The organism is Modestobacter sp. SYSU DS0657 (genome assembly GCF_054050925.1).
The window spans coordinates 24,165-42,403 of record NZ_JBJHAG010000035.1 but is presented as its reverse complement, the minus strand read 5'-3'; the positions used below and the strand labels follow the sequence as shown (position 1 = coordinate 42,403).

The 18,239-nt window shown below is 74.5% G+C and carries 20 protein-coding genes; 4 read left to right on the top strand and 16 right to left on the bottom strand.

Annotation, left to right across the window (positions count from 1 at the left end):
• Window positions 1-145: 145 nt before the first annotated feature.
• The 8 genes from ACI79A_RS17815 to ACI79A_RS17780 are packed head-to-tail and all read right to left on the bottom strand — an operon-like array spanning window position 146 to window position 6,382.
• A complete protein-coding gene (locus ACI79A_RS17815; protein ID WP_457085090.1) occupies window positions 146-1,087 on the bottom strand; it encodes an SDR family NAD(P)-dependent oxidoreductase in 942 nt (313 codons plus the stop codon).
• Between the two features lie 2 nt (window positions 1,088-1,089).
• On the bottom strand, window positions 1,090-1,320 hold the full coding sequence (locus ACI79A_RS17810; protein ID WP_457075419.1) for a hypothetical protein: 231 nt from the start codon (window positions 1,318-1,320) through the stop codon (window positions 1,090-1,092).
• Entirely contained in the window at window positions 1,317-2,387 is a 1,071-nt protein-coding gene (locus tag ACI79A_RS17805) for a hypothetical protein (RefSeq protein ID WP_457085089.1), read from the bottom strand. Before ACI79A_RS17805 ends, ACI79A_RS17810 begins: the two co-directional genes overlap by 4 nt.
• Window positions 2,384-2,944: a UGSC family (seleno)protein gene (locus ACI79A_RS17800; protein ID WP_457085088.1), complete on the bottom strand. Its 561-nt coding sequence runs from the start codon at window positions 2,942-2,944 to the stop codon at window positions 2,384-2,386. Before ACI79A_RS17800 ends, ACI79A_RS17805 begins: the two co-directional genes overlap by 4 nt.
• An 18-nt stretch (window positions 2,945-2,962) precedes the next feature.
• Complete coding sequence (locus tag ACI79A_RS17795; RefSeq protein ID WP_457085087.1) at window positions 2,963-3,823, bottom strand: SDR family NAD(P)-dependent oxidoreductase; 861 nt, start codon at window positions 3,821-3,823, stop codon at window positions 2,963-2,965.
• Complete coding sequence (locus ACI79A_RS17790; RefSeq protein ID WP_457085086.1) at window positions 3,820-4,722, bottom strand: SDR family NAD(P)-dependent oxidoreductase; 903 nt, start codon at window positions 4,720-4,722, stop codon at window positions 3,820-3,822. Before ACI79A_RS17790 ends, ACI79A_RS17795 begins: the two co-directional genes overlap by 4 nt.
• Window positions 4,719-5,813 carry a hypothetical protein gene (locus tag ACI79A_RS17785; RefSeq protein ID WP_457085085.1) on the bottom strand — a complete coding sequence of 365 codons (1,095 nt, stop codon included), beginning with the start codon at window positions 5,811-5,813 and terminating at the stop codon, window positions 4,719-4,721. The genes ACI79A_RS17790 and ACI79A_RS17785 overlap by 4 nt, the downstream gene beginning before the upstream one ends.
• On the bottom strand, window positions 5,810-6,382 hold the full coding sequence (locus tag ACI79A_RS17780; RefSeq protein WP_457085084.1) for a UGSC family (seleno)protein: 573 nt from the start codon (window positions 6,380-6,382) through the stop codon (window positions 5,810-5,812). Before ACI79A_RS17780 ends, ACI79A_RS17785 begins: the two co-directional genes overlap by 4 nt.
• A gap of 336 nt (window positions 6,383-6,718) precedes the next feature.
• Here ACI79A_RS17780 and ACI79A_RS17775 point away from each other — a divergent pair, with 336 nt between their 5' ends.
• Window positions 6,719-7,621 carry an IclR family transcriptional regulator gene (locus ACI79A_RS17775; RefSeq protein ID WP_457085083.1) on the top strand — a complete coding sequence of 301 codons (903 nt, stop codon included), beginning with the start codon at window positions 6,719-6,721 and terminating at the stop codon, window positions 7,619-7,621.
• A gap of 126 nt (window positions 7,622-7,747) precedes the next feature.
• On the opposite strand, the gene ACI79A_RS17770 is transcribed toward ACI79A_RS17775, so the two are convergent.
• A complete protein-coding gene (locus tag ACI79A_RS17770) occupies window positions 7,748-8,491 on the bottom strand; it encodes an SIR2 family NAD-dependent protein deacylase (RefSeq protein WP_457085082.1) in 744 nt (247 codons plus the stop codon).
• 95 nt (window positions 8,492-8,586) lie between these two features.
• Between ACI79A_RS17770 and ACI79A_RS17765 the strand changes: the two genes are divergently transcribed.
• From ACI79A_RS17765 to ACI79A_RS17755, 3 genes are read left to right on the top strand one after another with little or no spacing between them, the layout of a single operon-like run.
• Entirely contained in the window at window positions 8,587-11,514 is a 2,928-nt protein-coding gene (locus tag ACI79A_RS17765; protein WP_457085081.1) for an aconitate hydratase, read from the top strand.
• A 35-nt stretch (window positions 11,515-11,549) separates the two neighbouring features.
• The gene (locus ACI79A_RS17760; protein WP_457085080.1) at window positions 11,550-12,311 is read left to right on the top strand and encodes an SDR family oxidoreductase; all 762 of its coding nucleotides are present in this window, start codon (window positions 11,550-11,552) and stop codon (window positions 12,309-12,311) included.
• Window positions 12,312-12,369: 58 nt separating this feature from the next.
• Entirely contained in the window at window positions 12,370-13,077 is a 708-nt protein-coding gene (locus ACI79A_RS17755) for a sirohydrochlorin chelatase (protein WP_457085079.1), read from the top strand.
• A gap of 4 nt (window positions 13,078-13,081) precedes the next feature.
• Here ACI79A_RS17755 and ACI79A_RS17750 read toward each other — a convergent pair whose 3' ends face one another.
• The 7 genes from ACI79A_RS17750 to ACI79A_RS17720 all read right to left on the bottom strand — a co-directional run bounded on the left by ACI79A_RS17750 (window position 13,082) and on the right by ACI79A_RS17720 (window position 18,194).
• A complete protein-coding gene (locus ACI79A_RS17750; protein WP_457085092.1) occupies window positions 13,082-13,453 on the bottom strand; it encodes a hypothetical protein in 372 nt (123 codons plus the stop codon).
• A 42-nt stretch (window positions 13,454-13,495) separates the two neighbouring features.
• Window positions 13,496-13,774 (bottom strand): hypothetical protein, encoded by a 279-nt coding sequence (locus tag ACI79A_RS17745; protein ID WP_457085078.1) that lies wholly within the window; start codon window positions 13,772-13,774, stop codon window positions 13,496-13,498.
• Window positions 13,775-13,806: 32 nt separating this feature from the next.
• Window positions 13,807-14,625, bottom strand: coding sequence for a sulfurtransferase (locus ACI79A_RS17740; protein WP_457085077.1), 819 nt, complete (start codon window positions 14,623-14,625; stop codon window positions 13,807-13,809).
• The gene (locus ACI79A_RS17735; RefSeq protein ID WP_457085076.1) at window positions 14,622-15,089 is read right to left on the bottom strand and encodes an SgcJ/EcaC family oxidoreductase; all 468 of its coding nucleotides are present in this window, start codon (window positions 15,087-15,089) and stop codon (window positions 14,622-14,624) included. The genes ACI79A_RS17740 and ACI79A_RS17735 overlap by 4 nt, the downstream gene beginning before the upstream one ends.
• Before the next feature lie 50 nt (window positions 15,090-15,139).
• Window positions 15,140-17,020, bottom strand: a complete 1,881-nt coding sequence (locus ACI79A_RS17730; protein WP_457085075.1) for an ABC transporter ATP-binding protein — start codon at window positions 17,018-17,020, stop codon at window positions 15,140-15,142.
• Window positions 17,021-17,178: 158 nt separating this feature from the next.
• The gene (locus ACI79A_RS17725) at window positions 17,179-17,967 is read right to left on the bottom strand and encodes an enoyl-CoA hydratase/isomerase family protein (protein ID WP_457085074.1); all 789 of its coding nucleotides are present in this window, start codon (window positions 17,965-17,967) and stop codon (window positions 17,179-17,181) included.
• Entirely contained in the window at window positions 17,964-18,194 is a 231-nt protein-coding gene (locus ACI79A_RS17720; RefSeq protein WP_457064284.1) for a helix-turn-helix domain-containing protein, read from the bottom strand. The genes ACI79A_RS17725 and ACI79A_RS17720 overlap by 4 nt, the downstream gene beginning before the upstream one ends.
• Between the last annotated feature and the right edge of the window lie 45 nt (window positions 18,195-18,239).

Below are 18,239 nucleotides of genomic sequence, written 5' to 3'. Positions count from 1 at the left end.
CCCCCCCCGCCCCGCGCGCGCGCGCCCCCGCCCCGGCCCCCCCGCCCGCCCCCCCCCCCCCCCCCCCCCCCCCCCCCCCCCCCCCCCCCCCCCCCCCCCCCCCCCCCCCCCCCCCCCCTCTCGTGCGCCCGCGGGCTGCGGCAGGTCAGCCGGCGGGGGTCTGGTCCAGCGGGATCAGCGGCACCGGGCCGGCGAGCTCCTCGGGGTCGGCCGGGAAGTAGGCGAAGTTCTTCGCCCGCGCTCCCCCGTCGACGACCAGGTCGGTGCCGGTGATCAGCCGCGCGTAGTCCGAGCACAGCCAGGCGACGGCGTGCCCGATGTCGGTCGGCGTGCCGGTGCTGCCCATCGGCACCAGCGGCGGCCGCTCCCCGGTCCACCGCGCCGGACGGCGCCACGGCTCCTCCCCCGCACCGCCCCCCAGGCCGCCACCGCCGCCGCCCTTGCGGCCTGCGTTGAGCATGTCGGCGGGGATGCCCCGCTCGGCCAGCTCGGCGAGCAGCTCCGGGTTGTCGATGGTCGGCGCGGTCGGCGTGTAGCTGTTGACCCGGATGCCGTAGGGCGCGAGGTCCATCGCGGCGGCGCGGACGAAGTTGTTCACCCCGCCCTTGTTGAAGGCGTACGCGATCACCCCGGCCGAGCCGTTCCAGCCGTTGGACGAGGAGATGCACACGATCGACCCGCGGATCCCGCGCTCGGCCATCGCACGGCCGACGATCTTGGTGTTCAGGAAGTACCCGAGCCCGGAGACCTTGATCGACCGCTCGAAGGTGCCGGCGTCCTCGTCGAGCACGCCCTTGCCGCCGAGCATCGCGGCGTTGTTGACCAGGATGTCGATCCGGCCCCACCGCTCCAGGACGGCGTCGACGTAGCCCTGCACCGCGGCCTCGTCGGTGACGTCGCCGGGGGCGGCCATCGCCTCCCCGCCGTTGCGCTCGATCCGCGCCATGGCGGTCTTGATGACGTCGTCGTTGACGTCGTTGCACGCCACCTTGGCGCCGTACCGGGACAGCGCCAGCGCGATGCCGCTGCCGATGTTCGGTCCGACGCCGGTGACCAGCGCGACCTTGCCCTCGAGGCTGACCTCCACGCTCAGTGCCCGTCGACCGGGTAGGTGAGCTCGATGCTGGCCGGGTCGACACCGAGCACCGGGGCGAGCATCTGCTGCATGAGCGGCTTGGGCACCAGGCACTCCTCGCAGGCGTCCGGCCCGGCCACGATCCGGACGTCGGCCCGGTCGCCGGCCACGTCGACGTCGAGCCGGTAGTCGTCGGCCTGCAGCGTCTGCCGCAGCTGGTCCAGTTGCTTCTCGTCGACGGTCACGGGGCGCTCTCCTCGGTACGGCTGGGGCTCGGGCAGGAATCGGGGACGGGGACGGAGCGGCCGGACCAGGTGGCCCAGCCGAAGGGACGGAAGACCGCGGAGATGGCCGCGTTGGCCGCGCCGGCGACGACGATCGGGATCTCCGCGGGCGAGGGCAGCATCGGCATCGGGTCCGGACCCGGGTCGACGTCGTGCGACTCCTTGCCGGCGGCGACCAGGTCGGACTGCGGGCGGACGGCGTGCTCGAACAGCCACTGCTGGACGTCGGCCCGCGAGTACCCGGCGGCGGCGAGCACCTGCGCGTGCTCCGGGCCCAGGACCAGCCCGCCGGTCGAGTGCTTCATGCCCAGGTAGGCGCCGGTGCGGGCCAGGGTGTCGGCGAAGTCGCGCAGCAGCGCCTCGACGTCCTCGGTGTGCCGGTTGTCGACGTACTCGACGTCCCGGATGAGCATCGCGGAGACCGCGGAGGTGCCGGCCGGCACTCCCCCGGCGACGCTGAACGGCTCCCAGGGGGAGAGCTCCTCGTTCTCCCCGATGCACAGCGTCCAGCGGCCGGGCACCCCCTGGGTGGCCTGCTCCAGCTCCTGCGGCTTGATCCCGTAACCGTTGCGCACCAGCAGCCCGAGCGCCCGGCCGACGGTGGCGTTGGCCCGGAAGCCCGGGCCCAGCACGCCGCCGGCGCAGTTGACGCCGAGCTCGGTGCGGATCGGCCCGTTGACCACCAGCAGCGGCGCCGGTCCGCTGGTCGACTGCCACGCGCCCCCGCGGGACGACGGCTCCTCGCGGACCGCCTCCCAGGCGGCGAGCACGAGCGGGAAGTACTCGGGCAAGCAGCCGGCCATCACCGCGTTGACCGCGGCCTGGGCGACGGTGACCCGGCGGTCCAGGTGCTCCTGCGCGCCGATCACCTCGTCCGGGTCGCGGTCGACGGTGGCGAGGAACTCCGCGACGTCGGCCGCGGTGGCCGGCACGACGGGCAGCCCGTCGGTCCAGCCCTGCGCGTGGCAGTGCTCGATCGCCTGCCGCACCACCTGCAGGCCGGCGGGGGCCTCCGGGGCGGCGGTCACGACGCGGCCGCCGTGACCGGCCGGGTCAGCAGGGTGACGATCTCGGGGACGGCGCGCTCGGCGCGGGCCCGCACGCCCTCGCGGGACAGGCTGGCCACCGGGTGCGGGGTGGTCACGTACTCGTAGCCGGCGGTGCCCTGCAGGGCGGCCATCGCGTCGGCGCTGACCCGGAAGGCGTCGCTGACCAGGACGACGGCGGGGATGCCGGCGGCCTCCAGCTGCAGCCCGTCGGCGACGGCGGAGGCGCTGCACGAGCCGCAGTCACCCACCCCCACGACCACGACGTCGGCCTCGGCCCGCAGCTCGGCGAGCATCTCCTCCGGCGCGGGGTGCACGATGCTCGGCTTCGTCCGCTGGATCGCGATGCGGGCGCCGTGCTGGGACTCCAGCAGCGCGGCCACCTCCTGCACGAACTCCTCGGCGTTGCGCTTGGTGTTCACCAGCAGACCGACCCGGAGCCCGGCGAGGTCACCGGGGCGGGCGGCGAGCGACGTCCGGCCCTTGACGGTGCCGGCCGGGCCGCGGGTGGGGTCGACGATGTCGTCGAACAGGGACACGGGTCCTCCAGGATCGGGTCAGCCACCGGCCGGGACGGCCGGCTCGGGACGGCGCAGCGGGAACGGCGTCATCCCGCCGCCGTCGATGGGGATGGCCTGGGCGGTGATGTAGCCGGCCTCCGGCGAGGCGAGGAAGGCGACCGCGGCCGCGATGTCCTCGGCCTGCCCGGGTCGGCCGACGGGGATGTTGCGGCCGCGCTGCTCCATCAGCGCCGCCTCGTCGGCGTCCGGTGCCGCGGAGAGGAACGCCCGGCTGGTGGCGACCAGGCCGGGGCAGAGCGCGTTGACCGTGATCCCCCAGGGCCCGAGGTCCATCGCCAGCGCGCGGGTCATCCCGATCACCCCGGCCTTGGAGGCGGAGTAGGCGCCGGAGAACGGCGCGGCGGTCAGCCCGGCCATCGAGGAGATGTTCACGATCCGGCCCGACCGCTGCGCGCGCATGACCGGCACCGCGGCCGAGCTCATCAGCCAGGGGCCGCGCAGGTTGACCGCGAGGACCCGGTCGAACACCTCGATCGGCACGTCGGCGACGTCGGCCCGGTCCGGGCCCTGCGGGGCGGCGGCGTTGTTGACCAGGACGTCGAGCCGGCCGTGCCGGTCGACCGCCGCGGCGACCATGGCCGCGGCGTCGCCGGGGTCGCTGACGTCGCCGAGCGCGGCGAGGGCGTCCCCGCCGGCGGCGGTGATCTCCGCGGCCAGCGCCTCCACCCCGCCCCAGCCGGCGCCGCGCTGCTCCTGCCGGGCGTTGGGCACGCCGGCCGGCTGCAGGTCGGTGACGACGACGGCGTGCCCGGACGCGGCGAGCCGGCGGGCGATGGCCTGGCCCATGCCGTCGGGCTTGCCGCAGCCGGTGACCAGCGCGACCCGGGGTGCGCTCACGCCTGGGCTCCCGAGACGGCCACCGGGACGGCCTCGGGGGTCACGGTCGCGGGCACCTCGACGGACCGGGGCCGGGGTGGCTTGCCCACCGCGGGGCCGCCGTCGACGGAGAGGATCTGCCCGGACACCCAGCGCGCGTGGTCACTGGCCAGGAAGAGCACCGCCTGCGCGATGTCCCAGGGGGTGCCCTCGGTGCCCAGCGCGGAGAAGCCCTTGCGGATCTCGCGCATCTCCTCGGACATGTTGGCCGCGGCGAAGGCGCCCCAGATCGCGCCGACCTGCACGCAGTTGACCCGCACTCCCTGGTCACCGAGGGTGTTGGCGGCGCCGACGGTGAGGTTCTCCAGCCCGGCCTTGGCCAGGTTGTAGACCATCGCCGGGCCGCGGGCGCGCACGCCGACCGAGCTGATGTTCACGATCGCCCCGCCGCGCGGCAGCCGGGGCGCGGCGTGCCGGGTCATCTGCCAGGCGGTGGTCAGGTTGAGGTCCATCAGCTGGTGGAACCGCTCGGGGGTCACCTCGAAGACGCCGGCCCGGTCGCCGACGGCCACGTTGTTCACCAGCGTGTCGACCGAGCCGAACGCGGCCACGGTCTCCTCCACGGCGCGGCGGCAGTCGTCGTCGTCCAGCAGGTCGGCGACGACGACCACGGCCTCCCCGCCGTCGGAGGCGATCCGGTCGACGGTGCGCTGGGCGGCGGCCCGGTCGCGGTCGAGCACGGCGACCCGGGCACCGTGCGCGGCGAGCACCCGGCTGATGGCGAAGCCGACGCCGGGCTGCTCGGTGCTGGTCTGGCCGCCGCCGGTGACCAGCGCGGTGCGGCCGGTCATCCAGCGGTCACCGGCGGCGCCGAACGGGTCCTGCAACGGGTCGGGCTGGTTTCCTGCCGGGTGGGTCACGAGGCACTCCCTTGTGCGGTGGTGGTGGTGCCTTCGACCGGTACCGAGCTGGCCGACCAGCCGGAGAAGACCCGGACGACCATCGAGATGCCCGCGTTGCGGGCGCCGGCGACGGCGATGGGCAGGACCTCCGGGCCGGCGGCGGCGAAGAGGGGGTCGAAGGCGTCGGGTGCGGTGGTGCCGTCGGCGAAGCGGACGCCGTTGTCGCCGACGCCGTCCTTGCCGACCCGGGCGAGGTCCGCCTTGCTGCGCCCGCACCGCTCGACCAGCCAGGCGCGGACGTCGGCCCGGCTCATCCCGGCGCCGGCGAGCAGCTGAGCGTGCTCCGGGCAGAAGACGATCCCGGCCGGGGCGTGCTTGAAGATCAGCGCCCCGCTGCGGGAGATGGTGTCGGCGAAGTCGGCCAGCAGCTGCTCGGGGTCGGCGGTGTGCCGGTTGTCGACGTACTCGACGGTGCGGGTGAGCATCGCGGAGACCGCGCTGGTGCCGGCGGGCACGCCGCCCTCGACCGACATCGGCTCCCAGGGGCTCTCCTCCTCGTTCTCCCCCAGGCATACCTGCCAACGGCCGGGCAGCCCCTGGGTCGCCTGCTCGAAGCCGTGCGGGACGACGCCGAAGGCGTTGCGCACGATCAGCCCGAGCGCCCGGGGGATGGTGGCGTTCGCGCGGAAGCCGGGCCCGAACACCCCGCCGGCGGAGTTGATGCCCAGCTCGGCGCGGACCGGCCCGTTGACGACCAGCAGCGGGGAGGGCCCGCTGGTGCTCTGCCAGCCACCCCCGGTGGCCGACCGGTCGCGCTGGATCGCCGCCCAGGCGGCGAGCACCACCGGGAAGTACTCGGGCCGGCAGCCGGCCATGGCCGCGTTGATCGCAGCCAGCTCGACGGTGACGGTGCGGTGCAGGTGCGGCATCTCCCCGATCACCTCGTCGGGGGCCCGGTCGACGGTGGCGAGGAACTCGTCGACCAGCGGCCGGGTGGCCGGCACCAGCGGCAGCCCGTCGGACCAGCCCTGCTCGTAGCAGTGCTCGATCGCCAGCCGTGCGGCGTCCGGGTCGGCGTCGACGGCGGGGCGGGGCTCGACCGCGGTCACGAGGCGCGCCCGCGCAGCTCCGCGGCGCCGTCGGCGGCGGTCACCGTGGCGACCACCTCCGGCACCAGCCCGGCAGCCCGCTCGGCGACCGCCTCCGGGGTGAGGATCGCCACCGGGTGCGGGGTGGTCAGGTAGGCGTAGTCCGGGTCGCCCTGCACCTCGGCCATGCCGCTGGCGGTCGCGGTGAACGCGTCGGAGCAGATCACCGCCGTCGGCACGCCGGCGCGCTCCAGGGCGATCCCGTCGGCGACGGCCGAGGCGCTGCACGACCCGCAGTCCCCGACCCCGACCAGGACGACGTCGCACTCGCGGGTGAGCTCCTCGAGCAGCTCCGCGGGCATCGGCAGCGCGAACGCCGTCTTGGTGCGGCGCAGCACGGTGGAAGCACCCCGCTCGCGCTCCAGATGGCCGGCGATCTCGTCCAGCAGCAGGGCGGCGTTGTGCTTGGTGTTCTCCAGCAGCCCGATGCGGGCGCCGGCCAGGTCGGTGCGGCGGGGCGCGAGCGAGCTGCTGGACACCCGCACCGCGCTCAGGCCGGTGGGGTCCAGGACGTCGGCGAGGGTGGCCATCACGCCACCCTCACGCAGACGGGGCGCGGGGCGGGGCGGCGGCGCTGCTGCCTCTGACGGGACATCGGACGGTCCTCCTCGGGTGGAGCTCCGCCGGCCACCCCGAGGACGTCGGGGCGACCGGGCGGGCCGCGGTCTGGCGGGTGACCGGGGTCACCTCAGCCCTGTGGATGATCGTGGTCCGGGCGCCGTCGGCGGAGCGAGATGGCTTCCCCCCGGCGGAAGCGCCGTCCGATCGGCGGTGCTTGACAAGCACCCTGGAACGGCCGGAGATTGTGATCACCGCCACCAGTCACCCGCCGGTCTGCCCACCCCGGTCCGAGCCAGGAGGACGACATGCCGGCAACGATGCCGCTGCACTCGACCGCCACCGACGGGGCCCGCCGCCCCAGCCGCCCGTCAGCCACGGGCGGCACCGCCCCGGGGAGCGCCGCCCCCGCCTCACCGGCCACCGCCGCCGGCCGCACCCTCGCGGTGCTCGCCGCCTTCGGCCCGGAGCACGCCTCCCTCTCGCTGTCCGACATCAGCCGCCGCACCGGGCTCTCGCTGACCACCACCCACCGGCTGGTCGGCGAGCTGCGCCAGTGGGGCGCCCTGGAGCGCGGGCCCGACGGCCGCTACGCCATCGGCCTGCGCCTGCTCGAGCTGGGTGCCCTGGCGCCGCAGGGGCTGCAGCTGCGCGAGCTGGCGCTGCCCTTCCTCGACGACCTGCACCACGCCACCCGGGCCAACATCCACCTCGCGGTCCGCGACGGCCACGACGTGGTCTACGTGGAGGCGCTGCGCGCCCGCGGCGCGATCCGGGTGCTCTCCCGGCTCGGCGGGCGCTGGCCGCTGCACGCCACCGGCACCGGCCAGGTGCTGCTGGCCTACGCCGACCCGGAGGTCCAGCGCGAGGTGCTCGCGAGCCCGCTGCGCCGGTACACCGCCAACACCATCACCGACGTCGACAAGCTCCGCCGGGTGCTCGCCGAGGTCCGGCGCACCGGCGTCGCGATCGCGGAGAACCACCTGCCGCCCGCCGGGGCGCTGGCCCTGGCCGTCCCGGTCCGCGGCCCGGGCGACGAGGTGGTCGCCTCGCTCGGGGTGACCGTGCAGCGCGAGACGGTGAAGAGCCACGCGCTCATCCCGGTGCTGGCCGCCACCGCCCGCGGGATCAGCCGCGCCCTCGGCGCACCGTCGGTGAGCACCGTCGACCCGCGCACCGTGCGCCGCACGATGGAACCCGACCTCATCTGAGCGCACCCCGACCTGGTCCCCGGCGTGCCCTCCCGGGATCAGGAAGGCTGATCGTGCGTGCTCCTGGCTCACCGTCTGCGCTGAGCCAGGAGCACGCACGGTGAGCCAGGACGGCCCAGCGCCGGGTCAGCCGGCCAGCAGCCGGGGCAGGGCCTCGCTGATCGGCTCCCGGACGACGAGGTCGGCCAGGCCGTCGTAGGGCGTCGGCTGGGCGTTCACGATCACGACCCGGGCGCCGTGCGCGGCGGCCACCTCCACCAGCCCGGCCGCCGGGTGCACGCCGAGCGAGGTGCCCACGGCCAGGAAGAGGTCGCAGTCCGCCGCGGCCGCCGCCGCGGCGTCGAGGACCGCGGCTTCCAGGGGCTCACCGAAGTAGACCGTGGCGGTCTTGAGCACTCCCCCGCACCGCGGGCAGGCCGGGTCGGCCTCGCCGGCATCGACCCGGGCGAGCACCACCGTCGTCGGCGTGCGCGCGCCGCAGGCGGTGCAGACCACCTCGTGGACCGTGCCGTGCAGCTCCAGCACGTCGGTGGACCCGGCGGCCTGGTGGAGGCCGTCGATGTTCTGCGTGAGCAGCGCACGCAGCCGGCCCCGACCCGCCAGGCCGACGAGCGCGTCGTGCCCCGCGTTCGGGGAGACCTGCGCCGTCGCCAGCTCCCGACGCAGCTGCCAGGACCGGCGGCGGATCTCCGGGTCGCGCAGGTAGTACGAGAGCGTGACCAGCTTCTCCGCCTCGGGATCCCGCGTCCAGACGCCGTCGGGCCCCCGGTAGTCGGGGATGCCGCTGTCGGTGGAGATCCCGGCACCGGTCAGGACGCACACCCGCCGGGCGCCGGTCAGCCAGTCCGGGAGGGGCTCGGGCACGGTCACGCCGTCCCACGGTAGGAGCCCGCTCGTCCGGCCACCACGCGGCGAACCCCTCACCGAGGGTGAGGGAAGGGTGGCCTTGCTCCGCATCCGCCGCGATGGCCTGGGAAGATGACGGGTGGCACATCGAGGCGCAGTACAACGCGCGCAGGACCAGCGAGGGTGAGGCGCAAGCAGTGGCAGCCAGCAAGGACAGCTTCGGAGCCCGCTCGACACTCGACGTCGACGGCACCGAGTACGACATCTTCCGGCTCGACGCGGTGGAGGGCAGCGAGAAGCTCCCCTTCAGCCTGAAGGTCCTGCTGGAGAACCTCCTCCGCACCGAGGACGGCGCGAACATCACCGCCGACCACATCCGTGCCCTGGCCAACTGGGACCCGAACGCGGAGCCCGACCAGGAGATCCAGTTCACCCCGGCCCGCGTGGTGATGCAGGACTTCACCGGCGTCCCGTGCATCGTCGACCTCGCCACCATGCGCGAGGCGATGGCCGACCTCGGCGGCGACCCGCAGAAGATCAACCCGCTCGCGCCGGCCGAGCTGGTCATCGACCACTCCGTCATCGCCGACGTCTTCGGCACCCCGGAGTCCTTCGGGCGCAACGTCGAGATCGAGTACCAGCGCAACGGCGAGCGCTACCAGTTCCTCCGCTGGGGCCAGGGTGCCTTCGACGACTTCAAGGTCGTCCCCCCGGGCACCGGCATCGTGCACCAGGTCAACATCGAGCACCTGGCCCGCGTCGTCTTCCCCCGCCCCGAGGGTGACCGCGTCGTCGCCTACCCGGACACCTGCGTGGGCACCGACAGCCACACCACCATGGTCAACGGCCTGGGCGTGCTCGGCTGGGGCGTCGGCGGCATCGAGGCCGAGGCGGCCATGCTCGGCCAGCCCGTGTCGATGCTCATCCCCCGCGTGGTCGGCTTCAAGCTGACCGGCGAGCTGCCCGACGGCGCGACCGCCACCGACCTGGTGCTCACCATCACCGAGATGCTGCGCCAGCACGGCGTGGTCGGGAAGTTCGTCGAGTTCTACGGCGCCGGCGTCTCCGCCGTCCCGCTGGCCAACCGGGCCACGATCGGCAACATGAGCCCGGAGTTCGGCTCGACCGCGGCGATCTTCCCGATCGACGGCGAGACGATCACCTACCTGAAGCTGACCGGCCGCTCGGCCGAGCAGATCGCGCTGGTCGAGGCCTACGCCAAGGCCCAGGGCCTGTGGCACGACGACACCCGCGAGCCGGCCTTCTCCGAGTACCTCGAGCTGGACCTCTCCACCGTCGTCCCCTCCATCGCCGGCCCGAAGCGCCCGCAGGACCGGGTCGCGATGACCGACGCCAAGCAGGCGTGGCGCGAGGCGCTGCCGGCCTACGTCGCCGACGACGAGGTGGGCGGCGAGGACCGCAAGCCGGGTGTCCCGTCCAACGAGAAGCCCTACGGCGTGGTCTCCCCCGCCGACGAGGCCTCGGCCGAGTCGTTCCCGGCCAGCGACCCGCCGGCCCCGGGGTCGGAGAGCACCGAGCAGGGCAAGCCGCACCCGTTCGTGCACGGCGACGTCCTCCCCGATCGGCCGAGCAAGCCGACCAAGGTCGTGATGGAGGACGGCACCGAGACCTTCGTCGACCACGGGCACGTGGTGATCGCCGCGATCACCTCCTGCACCAACACCTCGAACCCGTCGGTCATGATCGGCGCCGCGCTGCTGGCCAAGAAGGCCGTCGAGCTCGGCCTGACCAGCAAGCCGTGGGTGAAGACCACGCTGGCGCCGGGGTCGAAGGTCGTCACCGACTACTACGAGAAGGCCCAGCTCACCCCGTACCTGGAGAAGCTCGGCTTCTACCTGGTCGGCTACGGCTGCACCACCTGCATCGGCAACTCCGGTCCGCTGCCGGAGCCGGTCAGCAAGGCGGTCAACGAGGCCGACCTCGCCGTCGTCTCGGTGCTCTCGGGCAACCGCAACTTCGAGGGCCGGATCAACCCCGACGTCAAGATGAACTACCTGGCGTCCCCGCCGCTGGTGATCGCCTACGCGCTCGCCGGGACGATGGACCTGGACCTGACGACGGAGCCGCTGGGCAAGGGCACCGACGGGCAGGACGTCTACCTGCGCGACATCTGGCCCTCCCCGCACGAGGTGCAGCGGGTCATCGACGAGGCCGTCTCGGCCGAGCAGTTCGGTGACAGCTACCAGGACGTGTTCGCCGGCACCGAGCAGTGGCAGAACCTGCCCACGCCGACCGGTGACACCTTCGCCTGGGACGCGGAGAGCACCTACGTCCGGAAGCCCCCGTACTTCGACGGCATGCCGGCCGAGCCGACCCCGGTGCAGGACATCACCGGTGCCCGCACCCTCGCCGTCCTCGGCGACTCGGTCACCACCGACCACATCTCGCCGGCCGGCTCCATCAAGGCCGACTCCCCGGCGGGCCGGTACCTGCAGGAGCACGGCATCGAGCGCCGCGACTTCAACTCCTACGGGTCCCGTCGCGGGAACCACGAGGTGATGATCCGCGGCACGTTCGCCAACATCCGGCTGCGCAACCAGCTGGTGCCGGGCACCGAGGGTGGCGTCACCAAGAACCACCTGACCGGCGAGACGACGTCGATCTACGACGCCTCCCAGGCCTACCAGGCGCAGGGCATCCCGCTGGTGGTGCTGGCCGGCAAGGAGTACGGCTCCGGCTCGTCGCGCGACTGGGCGGCCAAGGGGACGGCGCTGCTGGGCGTCAAGGCGGTCATCGCCGAGAGCTACGAGCGCATCCACCGGTCGAACCTGATCGGCATGGGCGTGCTGCCGCTGCAGTTCCCGGAGGGCCAGAACCGGGAGTCGCTGGGCCTGACCGGCGACGAGGAGTTCACCATCACCGGGATCACCGAGCTGAACGACGGCTCGATCCCGCGCACGGTGAAGGTGCAGGCCGGGGACGTCGAGTTCGACGCCCGCGTCCGGATCGACACCCCCGGTGAGGCGAACTACTACCGCAACGGCGGGATCATGCAGTACGTCCTCCGGTCGCTGCGCAACGCCTGACCGGCAACGCCTGACCGACCGGGGCTGACCTCCGCATGGACCTGGGGCTGGGCGGTCGCGGGATCCTGCTCACCGGCGCGAGCCGGGGGCTGGGGTTCGCGACCGCCCGTGCCCTGGTCGACGACGGCGCCCGGGTGCTGATCAGCTCCCGCAGCGCCGGGTCCGTGGACGCCGCCGTGTCCTCTCTGGGTGGAGGGCCGGCGGCGTTCGGCGTCCCGGCCGACCTGGCCGGGCCCGATGCCGCCGAGGCGCTGGTCGGCGCCGCCCTGGACCGGCTGGGCCGGGTCGACGGCGCGCTGATCTCGGTGGGCGGGCCGGCGCCGGGCTCCGTGCTGGAGGTCGGCGAGGAGGCCTGGCGCGCAGGTGTGGACAGCGTGCTGCTGGGCCCGCTGCGGCTGGTCCGGGCGCTGGTGCCGCACCTGGCCGAGGGTGCGGCGATCGGCTTCGTGCTGTCGACGTCGGTGCGCCAGCCGATCGGCCACCTGGCGATCTCCAACGGGCTGCGGCCGGGGCTGGCGATGACCGCGAAGGCGCTCGCCGACGAGCTCGGCCCCCGCGGGATCCGGGTGTTCGGCCTGCTGCCGGGCACCATCGCCACCGACCGGGTCACCGAGGTCGAAGCCGCCTCCGGCGACCCCGCCGCGGCCCGGGCCCGCACGGAGGCATCGATCCCGCTGCGCCGGGTGGGGCGGCCGGATGAGTTCGGCCGGGTCGCCGCCTTCGCCCTCTCCCCCGCCGCCTCCTACGTCACCGGCACGATGCTCGCCGTCGACGGCGGCGTCACCCGCGCGCTGTGACTCCCCACCCGGGCGCAGTTGCGCCACGAAGCACCTATCGGACCACCGGGAGACGTACATGAGCGCGCAATCGCCGCCGGTGCTGGTCGCCTGCGCGCACGGCACCCGCAACCCCACCGGACGGCGGCTCATCGCCGAGCTGGCGCTGGCGGCCCGGGCGCAGCGACCGGGCGTCCGGACGACCGCGGCGTTCGTCGACGTGCAGCCGCCCACCGTCGTCGACGTGGTCCGCGGCCTCGCCGACGACGGCACCCCGGCGGTCGTCGTCCCGCTGCTGCTGTCCGGCGGCTACCACGTGCACGTGGACATCGCCGGCGCGGTCGAGGCGCACCCGCAGGCGGTCGCGGCCCGGCCACTCGGCCCGGACCCGCGGCTGGCCGCCGTGCTCACCGACCGGCTGCGCGAGGCCGGCGCCGACCCGCGCGACCCGCTGACGGCGATCGTGCTCGCCGCCGCCGGGTCCAGCGACCCGCGCTCGGTGGCCGACGTGGAGAGCACCGCCGACCTGCTGCAGCGCGACTGGGCGGGCCCGGTGACCACCGGCTACGGCTCGGCCGCCCAGCCGACCGTCCCCGATGCGGTGGCCGCCGCACGCAAGGCCGGTGCGGAGCGGGTGGTGGTCGCGGCCTATCTGCTGGCCCCGGGACACTTCCACGACAAGCTCCAGGGCGCGGGCGCGGATTGCGTCACAGCACCACTGCTGCCCGACGACCGGATCGCCGCCGTCCTGCTCGACCGCTACGACGCGGCCCTGACCCCCGCCTGACCGGTCAGCGCAGGGCAAGCAGCAGGCAGACGACGGCCAGCGCGAGCGCGACCGGGGTCATCACCAGCCGCTCCGGCCGGCTGCGGGACGCGGCGTTCATCAGCACGCCCAGCACGAAGTAGCCCGTCAGCACCCAGATCACGACGTCGGACACCGCGCGCGGGACCACCGAGAGGGCGCCGGCCGCCTGCAGGACGAACAGGGCGATCACCCCGTAGAGCACGATCGCCACCGCGCTGCCGATCCGCAGTCCCCGGGGCAGGACGACGTGCTGCCCGCCCCAGGCGAAACGGCCGAGCGGGGCCCCCGCGATCAGGGCGCTCTGGAAGACGGCCAGCCCGGCGAGCAGCGTCACACCGATGACGGCGGTCATCATCACGCGCGCAGGTTAGCGGTTTCGCCACACCCGCCGGAGGACTCAGGCCTGCCAGCCCAGGAACGCGTCACCCACCACGAGCGACAGCACGAGCAGCGCGGCGGCGGCCAGCGGCACCAGCGGCGTCCACCACGACCGGGCAGCAGCCAACCGGATCAGCCACGCCGCGAGCGCCAGCCAGAGCAGCCAGAGCGGCAGCAGCGCGTACAGCGGGACCGCCAGACCGCTGGTCAGGTAGAAGTAGCCGACCGTCAGGTGCGCGGCCCCGGACAGGACCGCGAGCAGCAGACTCCCGGCGGCCCGTGAGGTGTCGGTCTGCACCCGCCGAGTATGGCCGTGGCCCGGCGGAACGGTCAGCCGCCGGTGGCGACCGGCCGGGCGTGGTCGTTCGACCACTGCGACCACGAGCCCGGCCACAGCGCCGCCTCGACGCCGGCGTGCGCCAGCGCGGCCACCTCGTGCGCGGCGGTGATGCCGGATCCGCAGTAGACGCCGACCCGGGTGCCCGGCGTGACGCCGAGCCGGGCGAACCGCTCCTTCAGTACAGCGGCTGCAACGAACCGGCCGTCGTCCCCGACGTTCTCGGTCGTGGGCGCGCTGACCGCCCCGGGCACGTGGCCGGCGCGCGGGTCGATGGGCTCGACCTCGCCGCGGAAGCGCTCGCCGGCCCGGGCGTCCAGCAGGACTCCCTCGCCCGGCAGGGCCGCCGCCTCGTCGATGGTGACCACCGGCATCCCGCCGCCGGCGAGGGTGACGTCCCCGGGCGCCGGCACGACGTCGCCGACCTCGACCGGGCCGCCGGCCGCGGTCCAGGCCGCCAGCCCGCCGTCCAGCAGGGTGACCTCGGTCAGGCCGGCCCAGCGCAGCAGCCACCAGGCCCGGGCGGCGGCCAGGCCCGGTCCGGCGTCGTAGACGACCACCCGCGAGCCGGCGGAGATCCCCCACCGCCGCGCGGCTGACTGCAGCGACTGCACCGACGGCAGCGGGTGCCGGCCGGCCTCGGGCGACGGCGGCCCGGAGAGCTCGGTGTCCAGGTCGACGAAGACCGCACCCGGCAGGTGACCGGCCAGGTACTCGTCCCGGCCGGTGTCCGATCCCAGCTGCCAGCGCACGTCGAGCAGCACCGGCGCCGGATCGTGCAGGAGGTCGGCGACCGACGTCAGCACCGTCACGCGGAGCCCCCCTGCCGGGCCGCCTCCAGCTCCGCGGTGAGGGCGGCGATCACGTCGGCGCGGCCGCCGTACCGGGCCGGGGTGCTCTGCAGGACGGCGATCCGCCAGCGGCCGTGCTCCTCGGCGGCGACCAGGGAGTGCACGGTGTGCAGCGACGGCTCCAGCGCCTGGGCGCCGGGCGGCACCATGCCCGCGACCGCGTACAGCACCGCCATGTGGTCACCGAGCGGGCGCAGCGAGCGGACGACCCCGACGAACGTCGGGGTGGCCCGTTCGGCGAACAGCCGCCGCATGTCCGACGCGATCTGCAGCCGGCCGCTGTGGATCGTGCCGTCGAGCTCGATGAGGTCGCCGTCGTCGGCGAAGACCGAGGAGACCGTGGCGCCGCTGCGCTGGTTCCACCCGGCCAGGAAGCGGGCGTAGAGAGCCCGGATCTGGGTGTCGTGGGGATGGCCTGCGCTCAACGCTCAACTCCTGGGACGTGGTGCACGTGGTTCAGGAGTGACGCTAGTCGTCACCCGACCTCCACGGTTCGCGGCCCGCCGTCGGCGAACTGCGTCCGGTACAGGTCGGCGTAGTGCCCGCCGGCCGCGAGCAGCTCGGAGTGGGTGCCGCGCTGGACGATCCGCCCCTCGTCGACCACCAGGATCTGGTCGGCGTTCCGGATGGTGGACAGCCGGTGGGCGATGACCAGCGACGTCCGGCCGGCCAGCGCGGTGTCCAGCGCGCGCTGGACGGCGACCTCGGACTCGCTGTCCAGGTGGGCGGTCGCCTCGTCCAGGATCACGATGCCCGGCGCCTTGAGCAGCACCCGGGCGATCGCCAGCCGCTGCTTCTCCCCGCCCGACATCCGGTAGCCGCGGTCACCGACCACGGTGTCCAGCCCGTCGGGCAGCGAGTGCACCAGCGCCGCGATCCGCGCCCCGGTGAGCGCCGACCACAGCTCCTCCTCGGTCGCGTCCGGCTTGGCGTACCGGAGGTTCGCGCCGATGGTGTCGTGGAACAGGTGCGCGTCCTGGCTGACGACGCCGATCGCGTCGCGCAGCGAGTCGCTGGTGGCCTGCCGGACGTCGACCCCGCCGACCCGCACCGCGCCGCCGGTGACGTCGTAGAGCCGGGAGACCAGCGCGGCGATCGTCGACTTCCCTGCCCCGGAGCTGCCCACCAGGGCGACCAGCTGCCCCGGCTCGGCCCGGAACGACACCTCGTGCAGCACCTCCGCCGAGGCACCGTGCTCGGGTACGGCGACGTCCTCGAGCGACGCCAGCGACACGTCCGCGGCCGCCGGGTAGCGGAAGGAGACCCGGTCGAACTCGACCGAGCGGTCGTCGGCGGGAACCGGTACGGCGTCCGGCGCCTCGGCGACCATCGGCTGCAGGTCGAGCACCTCGAACACCCGGTCGAAGCTGACCAGCGCGCTCATCACGTCGACCCGCACGTTGGCCAGCGCGGTCAGCGGGCCGTAGAGCCGGGTGAGCAGCAGGGCGAGGGCGACGACGTCGCCGGCGGACAGCGAGCCGGTGAACGCCAGCCAGCCACCCAGCCCGTAGACCAGGGCGGTCGCCAGGGCGGCGACCAGGGTGAGGGCGGTGAAGAACGCCCGCCCGTACATCGCCGACAGCACGCCGATGTCGCGCACCCGGGCCGCCCGGCCGCGGAACGACTCCGCCTCGACCTCGGGGCGGCCGAACAGCTTCACCAGCAGGGCACCGGCCACGTTGAACCGCTCGCTCATCGTGGCGTTCATCGACGCGTTGAGCTCGTAGGACTCCCGGGTGATCGACTGCAGCCGCTTCCCGACCCGCTGGGCGGGAACCACGAACAGCGGCACCATGGCGATCGACAGCAGCGTGATCTGCCAGGACAACGTCAGCATGACGCCGGCGGTGAGCACCAGGGCGATCACGTTGGAGACGACGCCGGAGAGCGTGGAGGTGAACGCCCGCTGCGCGCCGATGACGTCGTTGTTCAGCCGGCTGACCAGTGCGCCCGTCTGGGTGCGGGTGAAGAAGGCGACCGGCATGCGCTGCACGTGGCCGAAGACCCGGCTGCGCAGGTCGTAGATGACGCCCTCGCCGATCCTCGCGGAGTACCAGCGCTGGGCCAGCGAGCTGCCGGCGTCCAGCACCGCCAGGCCGGCGATGACCAGTGCGATCCGGACGACGCCGCCGGCGGTGCCCTCCAGCCCGGCGATCCGGTTGACGATGTCCCCGGCCAGCAGCGGGTTGACGACGCCGATCACCGCCGAGAAGACGACGAGCGCGAGGAAGGCGATCAGCTCGCGCCGGTAGGGCCCGGCGATGGCGAGGATCCGCCGCACCGTGCCCTTCGGGATCTCCCGGGCGGTGACCGAGGAGTCCCGGCTGAACGACCGCATCGCGGCCATGGAGGTCATCGAGCCGTCCACCGCGGCACCGCCTTCCGTGCTGTGACGGCGTGATCAAGCCGGGCAACAGGCGCGCGGCTGTGCTTGTTCCGGAGCGGGCGTCCGACGAAGGGCCCTCTCCGCCCGCGCTGCACATCACCCCTCCGCCTTGCCGGCGGTTTGGTCGCTCAGCGGGCGGCGAGCGCACCCAGCCGGCGCACCTGGGCCGCCCGCTCGGCGGCGTCCTGCACCTCGGGGCCGTTGCGGACCGCCGAGCGCAGCAGCGCCAGCGTCTCCCGCGCGGCCCCGGCGTCCGGCGCCACCAGCGCCGCGACCAGGTCGCTCACCGTCGCGTCCAGCTGCTCGGCCGGGACGGCGACGTTGGCGAGCCCGGTGGCCACCGCCTCGGCCGCGCCCACCGACCGCCCGGTCAGGCAGATCTCCACCGCCCGGCTGTACCCGACCAGCTCGACGAGGGTGCTGGTGCCGGTGAGGTCGGGCACCAGTCCCAGGCTCGCCTCCGGCAGCCGCAGCTGCGCGTCGTCGGTGACCACCCGCAGGTCGCAGGCGAGCGCCAGCTGGGCGCCGGCGCCGATCGCGTGGCCCTGGACGGCGGCGACCGAGACGATCCCGGGCGAGCGCAGCCAGCGGAACCCGGCCTGGTAGCCGCGGATCCGGTCCTGGGCGACCTCCGCCGGCAGGGCCGCCAGCTCCCCCAGCCCGCCGCCCGTGGCGGCCGACGGGTCGAACAGGGTGCGGTCCAGCCCGGCGGAGAAGGACCGGCCGGCACCGCGCACGACCACCACCCGCACGGCGTCGTCCAGGGACTCCCCCACCGCGCGCAGGGCGGCCCAGGTGGCCGGCGTCTGCGCGTTCAGCTGGTCGGCGCGGTCGAGGGTGACGGTGAGGACGGCGCCGTCGCGCGCCGTCCGCACCCACCCGCCGGCGTCGGCCCCGGCAACCGGGGCCGACGTCACGCAGACTTCTTCGCGTTCCGGTTGGCGCCACCCCGGCCACGCAGCGTGGCCCCCGACTCCGAGAGCAGCCGGTGCACGAACCCGTAGGAGCGGTTGGTGGAGCTGGCCAGCGACCGGATGCTCTCCCCGCCGTCGTACCGGGCGCGCAGCTCGTCGGCGAGCGAACTCCGGTCGTCGCCGGTGATGCGCTTGCCCTTGCTCAGGTCCGCAGTGCTCGAGTCGGCCATGACTCCCCTCCGTGTCAGGAGCCCGCCGACGCCGTCGGTGGTCTC

Coding starts and splice junctions, on each gene's coding strand:
- ACI79A_RS17780 (WP_457085084.1), bottom strand. CDS start 6,382: ATGGCCACCCTCGCCGACGTCCTGGACCCCACCGGCCTGAGCGCGGTG.
- ACI79A_RS17775 (WP_457085083.1), top strand. CDS start 6,719: ATGCCGGCAACGATGCCGCTGCACTCGACCGCCACCGACGGGGCCCGC.
- ACI79A_RS17765 (WP_457085081.1), top strand. CDS start 8,587: ATGGCCTGGGAAGATGACGGGTGGCACATCGAGGCGCAGTACAACGCG.
- ACI79A_RS17760 (WP_457085080.1), top strand. CDS start 11,550: ATGGACCTGGGGCTGGGCGGTCGCGGGATCCTGCTCACCGGCGCGAGC.
- ACI79A_RS17755 (WP_457085079.1), top strand. CDS start 12,370: ATGAGCGCGCAATCGCCGCCGGTGCTGGTCGCCTGCGCGCACGGCACC.
- ACI79A_RS17750 (WP_457085092.1), bottom strand. CDS start 13,453: ATGATGACCGCCGTCATCGGTGTGACGCTGCTCGCCGGGCTGGCCGTC.
- ACI79A_RS17730 (WP_457085075.1), bottom strand. CDS start 17,020: ATGACCTCCATGGCCGCGATGCGGTCGTTCAGCCGGGACTCCTCGGTC.
- ACI79A_RS17720 (WP_457064284.1), bottom strand. CDS start 18,194: ATGGCCGACTCGAGCACTGCGGACCTGAGCAAGGGCAAGCGCATCACC.